This is a genomic window from Pseudomonas sp. Q1 (assembly GCF_009935975.1).
GTDB classification, from domain to species: Bacteria; Pseudomonadota; Gammaproteobacteria; order Pseudomonadales; family Pseudomonadaceae; genus Aquipseudomonas; species Aquipseudomonas palleroniana.
The window spans coordinates 31,421-49,391 of record NZ_QODI01000027.1; the positions used below are offsets into that span (position 1 = coordinate 31,421).

Annotated in this window: 14 protein-coding genes; 5 read left to right on the top strand and 9 right to left on the bottom strand. The window is 60.6% G+C overall.

Annotated elements, in window-relative coordinates; all coding sequences use genetic code 11:
* Nucleotides 1-75 precede the first annotated feature (75 nt).
* A complete protein-coding gene (gene macA / locus DK870_RS28050) occupies nt 76-1,227 on the top strand; it encodes a macrolide transporter subunit MacA (protein WP_060756407.1) in 1,152 nt (383 codons plus the stop codon).
* A 2-nt stretch (nt 1,228-1,229) separates the two neighbouring features.
* Entirely contained in the window at nt 1,230-3,188 is a 1,959-nt protein-coding gene (locus DK870_RS28055; RefSeq protein ID WP_161550316.1) for a MacB family efflux pump subunit, read from the top strand.
* Nucleotides 3,189-3,249: 61 nt separating this feature from the next.
* On the opposite strand, the gene DK870_RS28060 is transcribed toward DK870_RS28055, so the two are convergent.
* The 4 genes from DK870_RS28060 to DK870_RS28075 all read right to left on the bottom strand — a co-directional run bounded on the left by DK870_RS28060 (nt 3,250) and on the right by DK870_RS28075 (nt 7,490).
* Nucleotides 3,250-4,590, bottom strand: coding sequence for a diaminobutyrate--2-oxoglutarate transaminase family protein (locus DK870_RS28060; protein ID WP_161550317.1), 1,341 nt, complete (start codon nt 4,588-4,590; stop codon nt 3,250-3,252).
* Between the two features lie 396 nt (nt 4,591-4,986).
* Nucleotides 4,987-5,823: a helix-turn-helix transcriptional regulator gene (locus tag DK870_RS28065; RefSeq protein ID WP_081087076.1), complete on the bottom strand. Its 837-nt coding sequence runs from the start codon at nt 5,821-5,823 to the stop codon at nt 4,987-4,989.
* Nucleotides 5,824-5,997: 174 nt separating this feature from the next.
* Nucleotides 5,998-6,603 (bottom strand): LysE family translocator, encoded by a 606-nt coding sequence (locus DK870_RS28070; protein WP_060756404.1) that lies wholly within the window; start codon nt 6,601-6,603, stop codon nt 5,998-6,000.
* Entirely contained in the window at nt 6,600-7,490 is an 891-nt protein-coding gene (locus tag DK870_RS28075) for a TauD/TfdA family dioxygenase (protein ID WP_090372002.1), read from the bottom strand. Before DK870_RS28075 ends, DK870_RS28070 begins: the two co-directional genes overlap by 4 nt.
* A gap of 188 nt (nt 7,491-7,678) precedes the next feature.
* Between DK870_RS28075 and DK870_RS28080 the strand changes: the two genes are divergently transcribed.
* On the top strand, nt 7,679-8,629 hold the full coding sequence (locus DK870_RS28080) for a LysR substrate-binding domain-containing protein (protein WP_060756402.1): 951 nt from the start codon (nt 7,679-7,681) through the stop codon (nt 8,627-8,629).
* Between the two features lie 16 nt (nt 8,630-8,645).
* Here DK870_RS28080 and DK870_RS28085 read toward each other — a convergent pair whose 3' ends face one another.
* From DK870_RS28085 to DK870_RS28105, 5 genes are all read right to left on the bottom strand, one after another.
* Nucleotides 8,646-10,271: a methyl-accepting chemotaxis protein gene (locus DK870_RS28085; protein ID WP_161550318.1), complete on the bottom strand. Its 1,626-nt coding sequence runs from the start codon at nt 10,269-10,271 to the stop codon at nt 8,646-8,648.
* A gap of 123 nt (nt 10,272-10,394) precedes the next feature.
* Nucleotides 10,395-11,507, bottom strand: a complete 1,113-nt coding sequence (locus DK870_RS28090; protein ID WP_161550319.1) for an alkene reductase — start codon at nt 11,505-11,507, stop codon at nt 10,395-10,397.
* Nucleotides 11,508-11,554: 47 nt separating this feature from the next.
* Complete coding sequence (locus DK870_RS28095) at nt 11,555-13,792, bottom strand: molybdopterin cofactor-binding domain-containing protein (protein WP_161550320.1); 2,238 nt, start codon at nt 13,790-13,792, stop codon at nt 11,555-11,557.
* Nucleotides 13,789-14,262, bottom strand: a complete 474-nt coding sequence (locus DK870_RS28100) for a (2Fe-2S)-binding protein (protein WP_060756398.1) — start codon at nt 14,260-14,262, stop codon at nt 13,789-13,791. Before DK870_RS28100 ends, DK870_RS28095 begins: the two co-directional genes overlap by 4 nt.
* Entirely contained in the window at nt 14,259-15,503 is a 1,245-nt protein-coding gene (locus DK870_RS28105) for a cytochrome c (RefSeq protein ID WP_372241742.1), read from the bottom strand. Before DK870_RS28105 ends, DK870_RS28100 begins: the two co-directional genes overlap by 4 nt.
* Before the next feature lie 256 nt (nt 15,504-15,759).
* On the opposite strand from DK870_RS28105, the gene DK870_RS28110 reads away from it, so the two are divergent.
* Together DK870_RS28110 and DK870_RS28115 are read left to right on the top strand one after the other, a co-directional pair.
* Nucleotides 15,760-16,656: a LysR family transcriptional regulator gene (locus DK870_RS28110; RefSeq protein WP_104993289.1), complete on the top strand. Its 897-nt coding sequence runs from the start codon at nt 15,760-15,762 to the stop codon at nt 16,654-16,656.
* Nucleotides 16,657-16,879: 223 nt separating this feature from the next.
* Nucleotides 16,880-17,830 carry a GlxA family transcriptional regulator gene (locus tag DK870_RS28115; protein WP_161550322.1) on the top strand — a complete coding sequence of 317 codons (951 nt, stop codon included), beginning with the start codon at nt 16,880-16,882 and terminating at the stop codon, nt 17,828-17,830.
* The last annotated feature ends 141 nt before the right edge of the window (nt 17,831-17,971 follow it).

Below are 17,971 nucleotides of genomic sequence, written 5' to 3' on the forward strand. Positions count from 1 at the left end.
AAGCGAACATTCACGCAATTTAGTGCGAACCCGGCCACCGGTCGGGTCTACCTTTCAACGTATTAGTGGTCATCTATGGAAAAGTCGAAGTTTCGCAAGGTTTTTTGGGGCGTGGGGCTGGCGGTCGTGGCTGGGATGATTGTCTATTCGGTGCAATCACCCGCCGAGCCACCCGAATATCTGACCGCCAAGGTCGAGCGCGGCGAGATCGAAAACTCAGTGCTGGCCACCGGGATTTTGCAGGGGGTCAAGCAGGTCGATGTCGGTGCGCAAGTCTCCGGCCAGTTGAAGTCACTGAAGGTCAAGCTTGGCGATAAGGTCAAGAAGGGCGAGTGGTTGGCGGAAATCGACCCCTTGGTGCTGCAGAACACCCTGCGCCAGGCCCAGGTCAATGAAGAAAATCTGGAGGCCCAGCGCAAGGCGACGGCGGCGCAGGTTGCCCAGACCAAATCGGTCTGGGAGCGTTACACCCAACTGCAATCGGACGCGGCCATTTCCCGGCAGGATTTCGAGACCGCCGAATCCAACTATCTGGTACAGAGCGCCAATCTGGTCGCCCTGGATGCCCAACTGAAAAATGCGCGTATCCAGATCGACACCGCCAAGGTCAACCTGGGCTACACCCGTATCGTCGCGCCGATTGACGGTGATGTGGTCGGCATCGTCACCCAGGAAGGCCAGACCGTGATCGCCGAGCAACTGGCGCCGGTGCTGCTGAAACTGGCCGATCTGGACACCATGACCATCAAGGCCCAGGTGTCGGAAGCCGATGTGATTCATATCCGGCCGGGCCAGGAGGTGTACTTCACCATCCTGGGCGAAGCCGACAAACGCTACTACGCCAAACTGCGCGGCACCGAACCCGCACCGCAGAACTACCTGGACACCCAGGCCGCGGGCACCCCCAAGCAGAACACGGCGGTGTTCTACAACGCCTTGTTCGATGTGCCCAACCCGGAACATCGCCTGCGTATTTCGATGACCGCCCAAGTGCGCATCGTGCGTGACATCGCCAAGGATGTGCTGATGGTGCCGGTGGCGGCACTGGGCAAGCGCAATGGGGACGGTTCGTACGTGGTGCGGGTGATCGACGAGACCGGTCACGCCCAGGAGCGCAACGTGCAGGTGGGGATCAATAATAACGTCAAGGCACAGATCAAGGATGGCCTGGCAGAAGGCGACAAAGTCGTCATCGGTGATCCTGCGCCTGCCGTGGCGGGGGTCTGACAATGACTCAAGCCTTGTTGGAGCTCAAAGGCATCAGCCGCAGTTTTGTGGCCGGTGAGAAGGCCTTCATGGCCCTCAAGAATGTCAACTTGACGATCAACGCCGGGGAAATGGTGGCAATCACCGGCGCCTCGGGGTCGGGCAAGTCGACATTGATGAATATCCTGGGTTGCCTGGACTACGCCACTGAGGGCAGCTACACCATCAACGGCCGTGAAACCCGCGACCTGGAAGACCATGAACTGGCGGAACTGCGCCGTGATCACTTCGGTTTCATCTTCCAGCGTTACCACCTGCTGCCGCACTTGAGCGCCATGCACAACGTCGAGATGCCGTCGATCTACGCCGGCGTCACGGAAGCCCAGCGCCACAGCCGTGCCAAGGAACTGCTGGCGCGCCTGGGCCTGGCCAATCACCTGGTCAACCGTCCCAGCCAGTTGTCCGGTGGTCAGCAGCAACGGGTGAGTATTGCGCGGGCCTTGATGAACGGCGGTGAGGTGATTCTGGCCGACGAACCGACCGGCGCCCTCGACACCGCCAGCGGCAAGGAAGTGATGAACATCTTGCTGGAGCTGCACGCGGCGGGGCACACCGTGATTATCGTGACCCACGATGCGAAGGTCGCGGCGAATGCCGAACGTATCATCGAGATGCGCGACGGCGAGGTCCTCAGTGACCGGGCCAATGAACGCGTCGGGATAGAGGCGGCAGCGCCGGCGGCCACCCAGCTCAAGGCCAGCCCGGGGCGGCGCCTGGTGGCGAGCCTGGGGCTGTTCAAGGAAGCCTTCGTGATGGCCTGGATCGCGTTGATTTCGCACCGCATGCGCACGTTGTTGACCATGCTGGGGATCGTGATCGGCATCACCTCGGTGGTGTCGATCGTGGCGATCGGCGAAGGGGCCAAACGTTACGTCCTCAGTGATATCCAGGCGATCGGCAGCAACACCATCGATATCTACCCGGGCACCGACTTTGGTGACAGCCATGCCTCTGCCATCCAGACCCTGGTGCTGTCCGATGTAACCGCGCTCAGTCAGTTGCATTACATCGACAGCGCAACCCCCAACGCCGGGCGCAACCTGCTGCTGCGCTTTGGCAATATCGACGTGGATGCCACGGTCAACGGCGTGAGTGCCAGCTCGTTCCAGGTGCGTGGGATCAAGATCGCCGAAGGCATCACCTTCAGCCAGGAGGATGACACTCGCCAGGCTCAGGTCGTGGTAATTGACCACAATACCCGCAACCGTTTGTTCGGCCCGAATGTGGAGGCACTGGGCCAGATCATCCTGGTGGGGAACTTGCCGTGCACGGTGATCGGGGTGGCGGCGGAGAATAAAAACATCTTCAACACCAGCAAGGCCCTGAATGTCTGGGTGCCGTACGAAACCGCAGCCGGCCGCCTGTTGGGCCAGCGTTACCTGGATAGCATCACGGTGCGGATCAAGGACGGGCAGCCGAGCAAGGTGGTGGAAGCCAACGTGGTCAAACTGCTGGAACAGCGCCACGGCACCAAGGACTTCTTCACCTACAACCTCGACAGCATCATGCAGACGGTGCAAAAGACCAGTCAGTCGCTGGCGTTGCTGCTGTCGCTGATCGCCTTGATTTCCCTGGTCGTGGGCGGCATCGGTGTGATGAATATCATGCTGGTGTCGGTGACCGAGCGCACACGGGAAATCGGCATCCGCATGGCGGTGGGGGCACGTCAGTCGGATATTCGCCAACAGTTCCTGGTGGAAGCGGTGATGGTCTGCCTGATCGGCGGAGTCATCGGGATCTCGTTGTCGTTCGGGATCGGCTTTGTGTTTTCCCTGCTGATCAAGGAATGGCAGATGGTGTTTTCCCTGGAGTCGATTGTCACCGCGTTCGTGTGTTCAAGCCTGATTGGCATCATCTTCGGCTTTGTACCGGCCCGCAATGCGGCGCGACTGGACCCGATCGAAGCCCTCGCACGGGACTGAGGCACCCGTTAAAAAGCCCGCCACCGGTGACGGTTGGCGGGCTTTTTTTTGCGGCCGGTGGTCAGGCCGACTGACTAACGCTGTGCAAGCGGTGCGCGGTGGCGGTGCTGACGGCGTCTTCGAAGCGCTCGAGCACGCTGCCTACCTGGGCTTCGGTGATGGTCAGGGCGGGCAGGAAGCGCAGGACCGAACCGTGACGACCGCCGGTTTCGATAATCAGGCCGTTATCGAAACAATTGAGCTTGATCGCCCGCGCCAGGGTGCCATCACCCAGGCCCGCCCGGCCGTCCACGCGTGACTTGGTGACCTCGACCCCGATCATCAGGCCACGTCCGCGTACATCGGCGATCGGGTCATATCGCCCGGCGATCTCCTGCAGGCCGGCCAGCAGTTGCGCGCCACGTGCCGTGGCATTTTCAACCAGGTTGGCCTGGCGGATATGGCGCATGGTGGCACGCCCGGCGACCATGGCGATCTGATTGCCGCGGAAGGTGCCGGCATGCATGCCCGGGCCCCAGGTGTCGAGGTGTTCGGCGTAGACAATCACCGACAGCGGGTAGCCGCCGCCGATCGCCTTGGACAGCACCAGGATGTCGGGCACGATACCGGCATGTTCGATGGCAAAGGTGCTGCCGGTACGGCCCAGGCCGGTCTGCACTTCGTCGATGATCAGCACAATGCCCAACTCGCGGGTGATCTCGCGTAACCCACGCAGCCACTGGGCCGAGGCGGGAATACAGCCACCTTCACCTTGCACCACTTCGACGAGCACGGCGGCGGGGCGGGTGACGCCACCTTCCGGGTCGCAAAGTACGGTGCGGATGTAGTCGATTGACAGTTGGTCCGTCTGCTCGCCATCGGTGCCGAACGGGCAGCGGAAGCGATAAGGGAAGGGCAGGAAGTGGGTGTTTTGCGCGGTGACGCTGGGGATGTTTTTGGGGTTGAGATTGCCCATGGCCGACAGGGCGCCGGCGGTCATACCGTGATAGCCGCCGTGAAAGGCCATCAGCGCCGAGCGTTTGGTGTAATGACGCGCCAGTTTGATCGCGGCTTCCACCGCATCCGAGCCGCTGGGGCCGCAGAACAGAATCTTGCTGGAGTCACGCATGGCGGCCGGCAATTGGGAAAACAGTTCCTGTACAAACGCCTGCTTGGCGGGTGTGGCCAAGTCCAAGGCTTGTTGCAGTTGGTCGGTGCCGAGGAAATCCAGCACCGCTTCTTTGACGACGGGCGGATTATGCCCCAAGGCCAGGGTTCCGGCGTTGGCCAGGCAGTCGAGGTATTCCTTGCCTTGGGCATCCTTGACCCACACGCCTTTGCCGCTGACGAACAGGCGCTGGAACGTGGCGGCATAGGTGCGTGCATTCGATTCGACTTTCTTCAGATAACTTAGCTCTTCCATAATCATGCACTCATCGGCTGCGGCAAAGCGCAGCGCTGGATAGTTGATGGAACAAGAGACGGCGTGTCGTTAATAACGAGCGTTATTCAAGGCAGTAAACGGTGGGCCGGTTATATGACCGTATGACGTTTGTTGCTGGAAAATAAACGCAGCCGTAAAGTTAGCCGAACAGCCTGTAAAGTGAGCACTGTCAAGTTAACTTATGACCCGGTTTAGTTTGAAGGAAGGCGGCAACGGCCGCTATCGGTTCAGGCGCGGGATGTCCCCGGAATCTCTGTCAATCAGGTGACAATAAGAGTAATAACCCGCGCCTGCGCTTGAACCGTGAAAGTTGTGCGTGCTTGCACGAAGAAAGTGTCAGTGATTCTGCTGTTAAATGAATAAACAGGGTGTTTTTTATTGCAGGCGTGTCACCGTCGGGTTACCGGGATTGGCATGCATCCAACGGATCAGCGAATGGCGCCCGCTGATGCCCATCTTGATCACCGCGCGTTTCAAGTAGCTTTCCACGGTATTGACTTTGAGCTCCAGCGCTTCAGCCAGCTCAGGCGCGGTACGCCCCGCCAGCAGGCCGGCGCAGATTTCCTTTTCGCGGTTGGACAGCCTCAAGCCTGATTGCACCAGGCGAGCCTCAAAACGCTGGCGCAGGGAATCCATGTCCCGGTTTTGTGGGACAAGCCCATCAACGGCGATATTTTTGTCCGGCATGCCTTGAGAATTTATCGCATTAATGTGCTTCTCTACCAACGCCAGCAGGAGCAAGGAGAAATCCTTGAGGATTATCTGCTCCTGCATCGAGAAGTCATCGATGTGTTCGCGGTAGAACGAAATTATATAAAAGTATTCTTTTTTCCGGGATTTGAGATGCAGCTGGGAGCTGAAGGGAATGGGCGTCAACGCCGGTTTTGAAGACGCGCCGGCCGACGCTGAAAAGCTCGCCACGGATTGCGCGAGGACGGGCTTTGCCACCTGTAGGGCGGTCGGTGATTCAGGTGTTCTGGGTTGAGCGGACTTGATCAACGAAGACATGTGCTCCGGGCTGAGGATCTCCGCGCCGGCCCCGGTGGGCTCTACGCGCGCGCCGTCAGCGCCATCGATGCGCACATGGGTGATGTGCGTGGCATCCACGGGCACCTTGGTGAGTACCAGATCATGCAGAAATCGCGAGAAGTGGCGGCTGCCCGTACTGGCGATGACTTTACCGATGAGAGGAAACAGCGTTTGAGCGTTCATTATTTCACCGTCATGTTTCGGTTGATGACTGTCACAGCGGTTGGGTCGGTTGAAGAGCAAGCCTCACGGGGTAAAGCGGCAAGAAAGCCCGAGCTTTGGTTGCATGTTTTTAAACGGTGACCTAGCATCATTTTTGAATGATGGCTTAATGATATTATTTGGCGTTGCACGTTTTCATCCCTGCATCAGCCGTTGTGTGCCCATCACTCCGGACAGCAGGCCGATCCCCAGCAGAAATACACTGGGGGCCTTGGCCATGACTTTCTGGGCCACCGCGAAGGACAGCATCTGGCGCGAGATGGCGCCATAGATCAGCAGGATGGTGATATCGATTACCCCCCAGATCAGGGCGAGGATCAGTCCCTGTTTAATGAAGTCGCCATTGGGTTCGATGAACCCAGGCAGGAAAGCGAGGAAAAACAGGATGTCTTTCGGGTTGGACAACCCCACTTTCAGGGCGCGCCAGAAAAAATGACGCTGGCTTTTTTGCACCGTGGCAACGCTGTCCGAACTGGCCAGGAGGCTGGACACCCCCAGCCAGGCCAGATACAGCCCGCCGACCACTTGGCCCCAGTTCAGCAGCACCGGGCTCACATCCAGCGCGGTATAGATGAGCGTCAGGGTGATCAGCAGCAAGAGTTGGGCGGACACCACGCCGCCCGTGATCGTGGCCGCAGGCCAGGCTTGCCTGGCATCGGAGATGACCAGGGCCACCACCGGGCCGGGCGAGGCAATCAGGAAAAACACGGCCAGGGCAAAGGTCAGGTGCAGCATGCTCATAGGGTGGTTACCAGGTCCAGGACACGTTGGTTTTTGCCCAGGCGTTGCGCGTAGTAGCGATAGCCGGCGACCGCGAACGTGCGTTGGATCCAGCGATCGCGGCCATCCAGGCCAGCTGAGAACGCACTGCGGGCATGCGCGGTTTTACGGTTGTCGATGATCAACAGGTCACCGGCCTTGAGGTGCACCGGGTGGGCGACTTCCCAGGCGGCCTTGCGCAGGAGTTCAAGCTTGAGTTGCGCGTGCTTGCTGCTGGCCACCATGAATTGAGGGTCAAAGCGGAAATAGGGCGACTCGGGGTCACCGTATAGAACCGTTTGTTTTTGGTTTATATCAATGCGGCAGTTTTTTTCTGTGGCGCAGTAGTCCGACAGAAAGTTGTATTTTTCTTCATGGAAATAATTCAGGTCATGCGGGGTAATAATGTCGCGAATGCCATCGATGGAGCTGATGAAGGTCGCGGCCTCGGCGCCGGGGTCCTGGCGCAGGCAGAAAAGCACCAGATAATCCGGAGACACGGCATGAAAGGCATTTTCGGTATGCAGTTCCAACTCACAGTCGTAGCTGTCCGAGTTGGCACCCTTGGAGTACTTTTTATGCGGGAAAAAGTTATTGATGATATCGCCGTTGGATTCCTGGATATAACCAATTGGATCGCCCAGCATGGCCGTGGCTTTCAGAATGATCTGCTCACTGATCGTGCACTCTTTTTGCAGGCTGGCGCGGTCGCTCGGTGTTGGCGGAATTGTGCCGATGGGCAGGTCTTTTAAATGCAGGAAGCCTTTTTTATTACCAAATAAACGAAAATTCAATATATCGGATTCGGTCGCCTGGTCGAGTTTCGCTTGCTGGATACTGGAAGACAGGAGTTGATTGAAATTAGGCATGGTGAAGGATCTGCTGTGTGTTTAAAAACTATTAAAGGCCGCAGAGGTTAGGCGCATGCCAAGCATGATTGGATTTTTTATAGGGTTCGGTTGCGCTTGAAATGACTAATAAGTCTGTCGCTTATTTGTACGGTTGATTATTTGTCAATCGCACGGTATTTAAAAACGGAAAAAAATGATGGGTAAGGATGAGTATGAATCATGATGCGCTTGATCAGGGCGCGCGCCGGCTGCCGCCGCTCTACGCATTGCGGGCCTTCGAATTGGCTGCGCGTTTCAGTTCTTTTACCCAGGCTGCCGACACCCTCTTTATCACCCAAAGCGCCGTAAGCCGGCACGTCAAGGCCTTGGAGGAGCATTTTGGCTGCGCATTGTTCGAGCGCAAAGGGCCGAAAATTTTCCTCACCCAGACCGGACGATTGTTGGCTCAAGAATTGAAAGTCGGCTTTCGCCTGATCGAAAATGCCTGCACCGTCACCAGCCGCAAGGAGAAAACCCTGAGGGTCAAGGCGCCTTCCACCTTGACAATGCGCTGGTTGCTGCATGTGCTGGATGAGTTCAATGCCGTGAACGGTATAGAGCAGGCGCAATTGTCCAGCGAGTGGATGGACGTCGATTTCGTCAACTTCGATGTCGAGCCGTTCGACTGTGCCGTGTTGTTGGGCAACGGGCGTTTTTCCGATGACCTTGAGTTTATCAAGCTGTTTGATGAATGGCTGATACCGGTCTGCTCGCCGAGCCTGCTGGAGCAGCACAACCTGAGCGGTGAGGGGATATTCTCCGCGGAATTGATCCACCCGTCCCGAGACCGGCGCGATTGGCAACGCTGGCTGGAGCGTGTGGGCTTGATGTCGGCGGTTTCCTGGCAGAAAGGCAAAATTTTCGACACCCTGGAACTGGGTATCTCCGCCGCGATCCAGGGGCGCGGCGTTTCCATCGGTGACCTGGCGCTGGTCGGTGACGAATTGGTCAAGGGCTCACTGGTACTGCCCTACAACAAGGCGGTCAGTACCGGTGACAGCTACTACCTGGTATGGCCCGCACGCAGCAATCACAACGCCGCGCTGGAGAGCTTCAAGCGTTATTTGCTGGAAACCGTGCCGGTGATTGACGAGCGCGGATTGGAATTCTTGAGTTGACGCGGCCCTGGCAACGTCAGGTTCGAAAGCGTCCCACCAGCGTGCTCAACCCCGCGGCCAGCGTTGCTAGCGCCTGGCTGGCCGCGCGGGTCTGCAAGGCGCCTGCCGCAGACTGCGCCGACAGGTCGCGGATCGCCAGCAAATTGCTGTCCACCTCACGGGCAACCTGAGCCTGCTCTTCGGCTGCACTGGCAATCACCAGGTTGCGCTCATTGATCTGGCTGATGGCCGCGAAAATATCTTCCAGCACGGCCCCCGACGCCTGGGTGATACCCAGTGTGTCTTGCGCCCGCGCCGTGCTGCTGCGCATCGAACCCACCGCCTGTTCGGCCGTGCTTTGCACGTTCGCAATCATCTGTTCGATCTCGCGGGTCGATGTCTGGGTACGGTAGGCGAGGGTGCGCACCTCGTCGGCCACGACGGCAAACCCTCGGCCTGCTTCACCTGCGCGGGCCGCTTCGATGGCCGCATTGAGGGCCAGCAGGTTGGTCTGCTCCGAGACCGAGCGGATCACGTCCAATACCTTGCCGATGTTGCGCACTTCATCGGCGAGGTGCTGGATATGCGTTGCGCTGCCCTGAATCTCGGCGGCCATCGATTGCGTGCCGCTGATGTTCTCGCGTACTTGCTGGCGGCTTCTTTCCGACAGCGTATGGGAGGCGGTGGCCGCCTGCGAGGTAGACACTGCGTTGCGCGCCACTTCTTCGACCGCGCTGGTCATCTGGTTGACGGCTGTCGCTGCCTGTTCCAGTTGCATGTCCTGCTGTTGCAGGCCACGGTTGCTTTCTTCGGTGACGGCATTGAGTTGTTCAGCGGCTGAGGCCAACTGCGTGGCGGAGTCAGCGATCTGGATCAGTGTTTCGCGCTGGCGGGTCTGCATGCGTTGGAGTTCAACGAACAACTCGCCGATTTCGTTGCGACCAGGCGAGACGACCTCACAGGTCAAGTCGCCCCCGGCAATGCGTTTGAAGTGTTCGCCGGCCTCGCGCAATGGCCGCAGGACCCTGCCGGCAATGAATGTCCAGCAGACGAGCGCGAGTGCCAGGGTCGACAGGGTCAGGGCGATAGCCAGCGTTTGCGCAGTCTTCAGCCGCGCAGCCGCTTGCGTGTTGATCTCTTGGGCGCGGGCATTCAAAGCGTCGACCAGCTTCACGCGGATTTCCTGCAGCTTGGTCATGCTATTGCCGGCAGCGATATTGACCTGGAAATACTGATCGGCCGAATGCGCACGAGTGGCGGCGCGCTGGCCGGCGATGGCCGTACCGTATTCGGCGAATGCCTCTTTGAGAGTGTCGGCGAGCGCTTTCAGCGCCGGCTCACGCAAGTCTGTGGTCGAGGCATCGAGCTTGGCGATGGCCTCGCTCCAGATAGCCTCGCTGCGAACCAGCCGTGCCTGCGACTCATCAAAGCGTGCGCCGACGGTCTCGATAAACGCCGAGGACACATTGGCGCTGGTGCGAATGGCCAGTAGCAATGCGTTGTTGATCCCGTCGATTTGGCGTGAAGTGCGCCCCAACTCGTCAATCTGGTCGTGACTGCGTTCGGCCGACCACCAACCGTTCAGGGCCGAGAACAGCAGTGCAATGACGAACAGCAGGAGCACCCCGAACATACCGGTGCGAATTTTCAGATGGGCGAGCATGAGGCCACTCCGTGAACGACTGGATAATAGTGACCGAGCTATCCGCCGCCGCTTCAGGAACTTAAGCGGCAAAAGTGGGAACTCGTTCGATTACCGGACGTTAAATGCGGCGCGGGTTGAGGCTTATGGATGAGCGGGGTAATCAGTGTATCCGCGCTGGTCGCCACCAAAGAATGTACTGGGGTCTGACGCATTGAGCGCCAGTCCCTCACGGATGCGCCGTGGCAAGTCAGGGTTGGCCAGGAACGGCCTTCCGAAGGCAATGATGTCAGCGCGGTTGGCGGCCAGGGCATGTTCTGCGGTTTTCGGATCGTAACCACCGGCCACCATCAGCACGCCTTTCCATTGCGTACGAAGTTGGCCGATGATTGCGTCCCAGCGCGGATCGAAATGCTCGTCCTTGACGGTGCCGACCACGGCAGGTTCCACAAGGTGCAGGTAGGCCAGGGGCCAGCGGTTCAGGGCGCTGACGATATGGCCGAATGTGGCTTCGGGAGTCGCATCGCCCATGCCCATGAAGCGGCCCATCGGTGTCAGCCGTACACCTACGCGCTCCGCCCCGACCTCATCGGCAACCGCCTCGACGACTTGCAACAACAGGCGCGCGCGATTTTCCACACTGCCGCCGTAGGCGTCTTCACGCTGGTTGCTGTTGCTATTGATGAACTGGTCGAGCAGATAACCGTTGCCCGCGTGGATTTCAATGCCGTCCATCCCGGCTTTCAAGGCGTTGCGCGCGGCGCGACGGTAATCCTCGATGATCTGCACAATCTCCGCAGTTTCCAGGGCACGTGGTACGGGTACATCCCCCCAGACGCCGTTGCCATTGTCATCGACGATAAATGTCTTGCCTGGCACCGGCAGTGCGCTGGGGGCAACCGGCAGGGCGTTATCGGGTTGGAAGCTGGGGTGAGAAACTCGCCCTACATGCCACAGTTGCATGAAGATCAGTCCCCCGGCTTCGTGCACCTGTGTACTCACCTGGCGCCAGCCTTGCACCTGTTCATCACTGTAAATCCCCGGGGTCCAGGCGTAGCCCTGGCCTTGACGGGAAATCTGCGTGGCTTCGGTGATGATCAAGGCGGCACTGGCGCGTTGCCGGTAATACTCGGCGTTCAGGGCGGTCGGAAGATCGCCCGGCTGGCCGGCTCGGGAGCGGGTCAGAGGGGCCATGGCCACACGATGAGCCAGTGTGTAGGGGCCAACGGCGATAGGTTGAAACAGGTGCTGAGTCATGGGTAGTTCCTTTGCGTCAAACGCAATGCGTTGAAGGGGGCTTGGGGCTATGCCTGTTGCACTGAGCGGGTCAGGGGCAGGTTCAGCCAGCGGCGGCCGGTGGCGTTCGCGACGGCGTTGCCGATGGCGGCGGCCATGGGGCCCTGGACGATCTCGGCCGCGCCAAGAAAGGGTTGCCCGGGCTGATCGAGCAAATGTACGTCGACCTGCTTGGGTAACTGAGGAAAGCGCAGGATCGGGTAACCGCTCCAGTCGTAGCTGCGGACTCCGCCCGGGTCGTAGCCGACTTTTTCATACAAGGTCCAGCTGGCGGACTGCACGATGCCTCCCTCCACCTGGTTGCGCAGGCCATCGGGGTTGACGATTTGCCCCACGTCCACGGCGGTTATCACTTGGTCGAGCTGAATCTCGCCGGTTTGCGGATGCACGTGCAAACGCACGGCGAGTGCGCAGTAGCCCATGATGTTCTTGTAGCGGGCAAACGCGAAGCCAATGCCGGAGCCCGGTTGATTGCCTTTATGCGGCCAGCCGCTGGCATCCCGGACGCGCTCGACTACCGCACGGGCTCGCGGGTCTGCCAGATGGGCAAGGCGCAAGGCAACCGGATCGGTGCCGGCCTGGATGGCCAGTTCATCGATGCAGGCTTCGATGGCGAAGATATTGATGTGGGCCCCCAGCGAACGCATGGCGGATGTGCGAAACGGCATTGTGGTCACGAAGTTCATGTCGATGCGCGTAGAGGCCAGGGTGTACAGCGGCACCGCATTCCGATCGCCATCCCCTTCGGGCTGGGCGATTGGAACCGACGGCGCGGAGACGAACGGACGGGCCAACAGCCGAGCGGGGATCAGTCTGCCGGCATTTACGATGCGTTCGTTGTGTGGCGTGGTCCACAGCTCATAGGCCCAGTCCTGCAATTTGCCCTGTGCATCGAGGGTGGCCCGGACCTCGGTGAGCATGGCACTGCTGTAGGACTCCCAGAGGTTTTCCTGCTCGCGCATCCATTGCACACGCACGGGCGTGCCTGCGACGCGCATTGCAATCAGCGCGGCGTCGGCTGCCGCGTCGTCCGCGCCATTGTGGCCGTAACAGCCGGACCCCTCGACATGGATGCAGCGCACCTGCGCCGGTGCCAGCCCCAGCATCTCGGCGATCCCGGTGCGAAGAGGGTAGACACCTTGCGTGTGGGTCCACACGGTGAGCATGCCGTCCTTGAACCAGGCCACGGCGCAGGACGGGCCAATGGACCCGTGCATGAGGTACTGCTTGGTGACGCGCGCGTGATAACTCGCGCCGGCTACGGCGGCCGGGTTACCTTCATGGCTGATGGGATAGCGATGGGCGGGCAGGCGGGTCAACAACGAGTGGATGTCATCCGCGTCGGGAATCGCCTCTGCACCGCTCCAGCGGGCCAGCGCATACCCGCTGCGCATCGCTTTGATGGCTTGCCATTCATCTTCGGCCACCACGGCCAGGTAGTTGCCGTCGCGCACCACCTGTACGACGCCGGGCAGGTTTTTGACTGACTCGGTATCGAACGCTTCAAGCAGGCAACCAGGACGTGGTGGACGGATGACGCGGGCATGGAGCATGCCGGGCAGGCGCAGATCCTGGACGAACGCTGCGCCACCACTGACTTTGGCCGGGATATCCAGGCGTGCAAGAGAATGGCCGATCAGCTTGAACGCGGACGCCGGCATCGAGGGTGATTGCGCCTTCGCATAGTGGTGCAGGTCAACGCCCTTGACGGCTTCGGCATAGGTCATGCGTTGCCCGTTTGGGCCCTGGATGATGCCCTCCTGAGTGGTCAGCAAGGCGGTTTCGACTTTCCAACGGCGTGCCGCCGACTCCAACAGCAACTCGCGAACCTGAGCCGCCGCATTGAACAAGGCCGTGCCGCTGTCGAAAATACTGTGGCTGCCGGCGGTGTAGCCTTCGTCGGGCGTCAGGGCGGTATCCGCAGTGAGCAGACGGATCGCGGAGGGTGAGATATCCAGGCGTTCGGCGGCAATCTGCAGGAGGGCGGTTTTCACGCCTGTCCCCAATTCAACCTTGCCGGTGTAGACGGTGATGCCCTCGGCATCGACGCGGATCCAGGCATCGAGGTAGGGATTGGTGCGCAGGCTTCCAGGAAGATCGGGTGCCAGCACCACCGTGCCGAGCGTATCGACTTCGCTGTCGGCCAGTGCATGCCGCGCTGCCGGTAAAAGGGTGAATGTCAGGACCAGCGCGCCTGCGCGCAGAAAAGCGCGGCGCCCCTGATCAACCTCAGGCTGAAGGGTCATACGGCGCTCCTGTCTTGCCTGGCGACACGGCTGATGGCCTCGACGATCCGCAAGTGGGTTCCGCAGCGGCACAGGTTGCTCGCCATATGCTCGCGAATGGTGTCTTCGTCTGGATGGGGAGTGTGCTCAAGCAACGCCTGGGCGCGCATCAGCATGCCGGCGATGCAGTAACCGCATTGCGCGGCCTGGGTCTCGATAAAGGCCTTTTGCAAAGGGCCTGGACGCTCTGCCGTGCCCAGGCTCTCGACCGTGCGGATGGCCTTGCCCTCCAGGCCCGTGCAGGGGGTCAGGCAGGAAAATACCGGCTGGTCATCCACCAGCACAGTGCAGGCACCGCACTGTCCCAGACCGCAGCCGTACTTGGCGCCGTTAAGCCCCAGATGATTGCGCAGCGCATACAGCAACGGCATGTCGGGCGCGAGCTCCAGCGAGTGGGGCGAGCCGTTGACGTTGAGGGTCATTTGGGTCATTGCGCCTCCTGGCGTAACTCGTGAAGGGTGGAAGAAAGGTCTGTCCATGGCTGGCCCGGCTTCGCCTGCTCGCGAAGAAATGCAGCCAGTGCCGCGATCTGCTCGTTGTCCAGGCTGGCAACGAACGGTGGCATGGCCGGCCCGGGTTGCCCTGGGGTGGCCGGCACGCCTTCGAGCACCGTCTTGAGAAAGTTGCGCGCGCTCACTGCCTGCAGCGCTGAGGTCTGGCCCAGGGCGGGGCGCCCGTCGATCTCGCGCATCGGCGCGGCCGGGCCATGGCAGCCCGCACAGGCGCCTTCGAACAACAGGGCGCCAGACGCCTGCTCGGCTGCCCCGATGGGGCGTGTGACCGCTGGGGCGGGGGAGGGAGATGCGGCGCTCGTGAGGCTCAGCAGGTATTCGGCAATGGCTTCGGCATCGCCGGCGGGCAGCTTGGCCAGGCCCAGGCTGACCGGGCGCATCGGCCCGGCCGCGGTACCATGGCCTGCCACGACTTCCGCGCGCAGATAGCTCACCAACTGCTCGCTGCTCCAGGCAGGGGCACGGTTGGCCAGGCCCAGCAGGGAAGGCGCGTCCCATCCGTCGACCCGCCCTCCCGCAAGGTGCTCAGCGGTTTTCTCGGCGCCCAGCGGGTCAAGTGGAGAATGGCAGCCGGCGCAGTGGCCTGGACCTTCGACCAGGTAGCGGCCACGGTTCCAGCTTGCCGATTGCTGCGCCACGGGCGTCAAGGGTTGGGTATGCAGGAACAGCAGATTCCAGAACGACACCAATGGCCGGATGTTCATCGGGAATTTCATCTGGTTCGGTACGGCTGGCGAGTGCACGGCGGGGCCACTCATCAAATAGGCGTAGACGTCCTGGATATCCCCTTGCGTCAGGCGGCGGTAGTGCACGTAGGGGAAGGCGGGATACAACAAGTGCCCATCGCGTGAGACCCCTTCGCGCATGGCTCGCTCAAAGGCCGGTAATGACCATTGGCCAATACCGGTCTCGGCGTCCGGTGTGATATTGGTGCTGTAGAGCGTGCCAAACGGTGTTACCAGAGCCAATCCACCCGCCAGGTATTGGCCGCCGGGACGTGTATGGCAGACTGCGCAGTCGCCGGCTTCGGCTACCCGCGCGCCCTGTTTTACCTGAACGGGATCGAAGTGCCGTGGCGGTTCGGCCGGTGCGATCGCCGGGCGCCACATCAGCAGCACCGCGCATATTCCACCGGCCAAGGCGAGAACTGCAGCGCCCACTCCTAGCTGCCTGGCTTGCATGACATCACCCTTCATTCGTCCGTGAACCCGCAAGGGATTCGTATCGCCGAGGGTAGAGAAGAGACGCACGCGGCGGTATTGCCAAACCGCGCAACGGCGCTTTGCGTCATACGCATCGCTCAGTTGGCCCAGCATCGGATTTTCCTCGGCGCCGGTGCCTGAGCACACGTATGCAAGACACTCCATGCACGCTTGGGCATAGTGGTTCGCTTGTTTTTTTGTTCGGAATTGGCTGATGGACAAATTGCTGGCGCTGAAGATGTTCGTTGAAACCGTGCGGTGTGGCGGCTACTCATCAGCGGCGCGCAAGCTTGGTCTCTCGACGTCTTCGGTGACGCGCCAGGTGGCCGGCCTGGAAAGTGCCTTGGGCGCCAGCCTGCTTAATCGCACCACACGCAACACCAGTGTCACGGCTGCGGGGCAGGCTTATTTCGAAAAGGCCGTGGTGATTCTCGACGCCGTCGACGAAGCCGATGCCACCGTCGCCGACCGTGGCACCGAGATCCAGGGGCACCTGCGTGCCAGCGTCCCGGTGGAGTTCGGGCGACGCATTATCGCGCCTCACCTGGGGCGTCTGCTTGAGCGTCATCCGGGCCTGGAGATCAGCCTATCGTTGAGCGATCGGGTCAGCGACCTGATCAGCGAGCGCATCGACGTGTCTGTGCGCCTCGGTTCTTCGATGGTCAACGAGGACGTCGTCAGCAAGAAGATCGGGGATTTCCAGCGTTGGGTCGTGGCCAGTCCCGAGTACCTGGCGCAGGCCGGTCTGCCGCTGCATCCCAATGACCTGCTCAACCATCAGTGCCTGCGGTTTGACTATGGCGCGGCGCACCACGACTGGACGTTCCAGGGCGACGAGGACACCTTGCGCCTGAGCGTGCAGGGGCGCTTGCAAAGCAACAACGCCGACATCCTGCGCGAAGCGGCACTGGCGGGTGGCGGGGTGGCGCTACTGGCCGACTGGCTGGTGCGTGACGATGTCGGCCGGGGCCATCTGACCCGCGTGCTGGAACAGTATGAAGTCAATCCCGGCACCGCCAGCACCGGCATCAATGCGCTGTACCTGCCTAACCACCGTGGCTCGCGGCGTATCAATGTGTTTATCGCATTCCTTGAGGAAATCCTCGGCTAACGCCCTTCATCTGGCGTACGGTTTCTGCCAGCCAGCGCAAGACTGGCGGGTGGGTTGCGCGATTGCGCGAGCCGTTTACGATCAAAGCCGAAATCGAAATACTGTCTCAACAAGGTTGACAGTAGTGTGCGTGGGTTCACGTTTCCTTCACGTTGCAATTGGCCATAATGGTCAGCACTGCCCCACGTCTCCTATTTCCTTTGACATCAGTGATTTCCAACCCATGAAAACCGTGGCAATGGTGCTGTTTCCAGACTTTCTCCTGCTCGATATGGCCGGGCCCATGGAAGTGTTTTCCATCGCCAATCGTTATCTGGCGGCGGCCGACCATTATCAGCTGTTGACGATCGGCACCGAGCATGGCGCCTTGCGCGCCTCCAATGGCGTCAATGTTCAGGCCGACGTGCACATAGACCAGGCCGGCGACAGCTATGACCTGTTGCTGGTGCCGGGCGGCCCGGGGGCCTACAACGGGAAACACCTGCCGTTGCTCGACTGGCTGCAGGGCGCGGTCGGCCGGTCGGCCAGGTATGGCTCGATCTGCACCGGGGCGTTCATATTGGGGCATGCCGGTTTGCTCGACGGTTATCAGGTGACGACTCACTGGCATTACACGGAGCGGTTGATTCGGGCGTTCCCCAAGGCAATCGTCAAGACCGATCAGATTTACGTGCAGGATCGCAACCTGAACAGTTCCGGCGGGGTCACCGCCGGCATCGACCTGGCACTGGCGCTGGTCGCCCAGGACCACGGCAAGAAAATCGCCCAGGACGTGGCCAAGGTCTTGCTGGTGGTGATGAAGCGCCAGGGCGGGCAAGCGCAGTTCAGCCCGTTGATGCCTGCCGTGGCGCCGCCGGAAACGCCGGTAGCCCGGGTGCAGAACTATGTGCTCGAACACATTGATGAGGCCTTTAGCGTCGAACGCATGGCCAGCCTGGCGAATATGAGTGCGCGACATTTCGCCCGGGTGTTTGCCCGTGAAGTGAACATGACGCCCATGGAGTTTTTGCAAAGCGCGCGTATCGACTGGGCCCGCAGCCTGCTGGAAACCAGCGACCTGCCGCTCAAGACCGTCGCCTACAAGAGTGGTTTCGGCAGCGTGCGGCACATGCGTTTTCTGTTCGGTGAAAAACTCGGCTTGACCCCCGCCCAGTACCGCGAACTGTTCAACTGAGGCGTGGTTGTCCGTCCTGCGCACCGGGATGGCCGTGACGCTCCCTCCAGGGCGGTTGTCCCGTCACGGGTGTCTGCCAAGATGTTTATGAATTCTTGGCAATGGAGATGCGAGAGCCTGGGCGAACTCGTGCAATGCGCT

Bases quoted from the DNA above. Each gene is read 5' to 3' on its own strand.
- macA (WP_060756407.1), top strand. From the start codon at position 76: ATGGAAAAGTCGAAGTTTCGCAAGGTTTTTTGGGGCGTGGGGCTGGCG.
- DK870_RS28055 (WP_161550316.1), top strand. From the start codon at position 1,230: ATGACTCAAGCCTTGTTGGAGCTCAAAGGCATCAGCCGCAGTTTTGTG.
- DK870_RS28060 (WP_161550317.1), bottom strand. From the start codon at position 4,590: ATGGAAGAGCTAAGTTATCTGAAGAAAGTCGAATCGAATGCACGCACC.
- DK870_RS28065 (WP_081087076.1), bottom strand. From the start codon at position 5,823: ATGAACGCTCAAACGCTGTTTCCTCTCATCGGTAAAGTCATCGCCAGT.
- DK870_RS28070 (WP_060756404.1), bottom strand. From the start codon at position 6,603: ATGAGCATGCTGCACCTGACCTTTGCCCTGGCCGTGTTTTTCCTGATT.
- DK870_RS28075 (WP_090372002.1), bottom strand. From the start codon at position 7,490: ATGCCTAATTTCAATCAACTCCTGTCTTCCAGTATCCAGCAAGCGAAA.
- DK870_RS28080 (WP_060756402.1), top strand. From the start codon at position 7,679: ATGAGTATGAATCATGATGCGCTTGATCAGGGCGCGCGCCGGCTGCCG.
- DK870_RS28085 (WP_161550318.1), bottom strand. From the start codon at position 10,271: ATGCTCGCCCATCTGAAAATTCGCACCGGTATGTTCGGGGTGCTCCTG.
- DK870_RS28090 (WP_161550319.1), bottom strand. From the start codon at position 11,507: ATGACTCAGCACCTGTTTCAACCTATCGCCGTTGGCCCCTACACACTG.
- DK870_RS28095 (WP_161550320.1), bottom strand. From the start codon at position 13,792: ATGACCCTTCAGCCTGAGGTTGATCAGGGGCGCCGCGCTTTTCTGCGC.
- DK870_RS28100 (WP_060756398.1), bottom strand. From the start codon at position 14,262: ATGACCCAAATGACCCTCAACGTCAACGGCTCGCCCCACTCGCTGGAG.
- DK870_RS28110 (WP_104993289.1), top strand. From the start codon at position 15,760: ATGGACAAATTGCTGGCGCTGAAGATGTTCGTTGAAACCGTGCGGTGT.
- DK870_RS28115 (WP_161550322.1), top strand. From the start codon at position 16,880: ATGAAAACCGTGGCAATGGTGCTGTTTCCAGACTTTCTCCTGCTCGAT.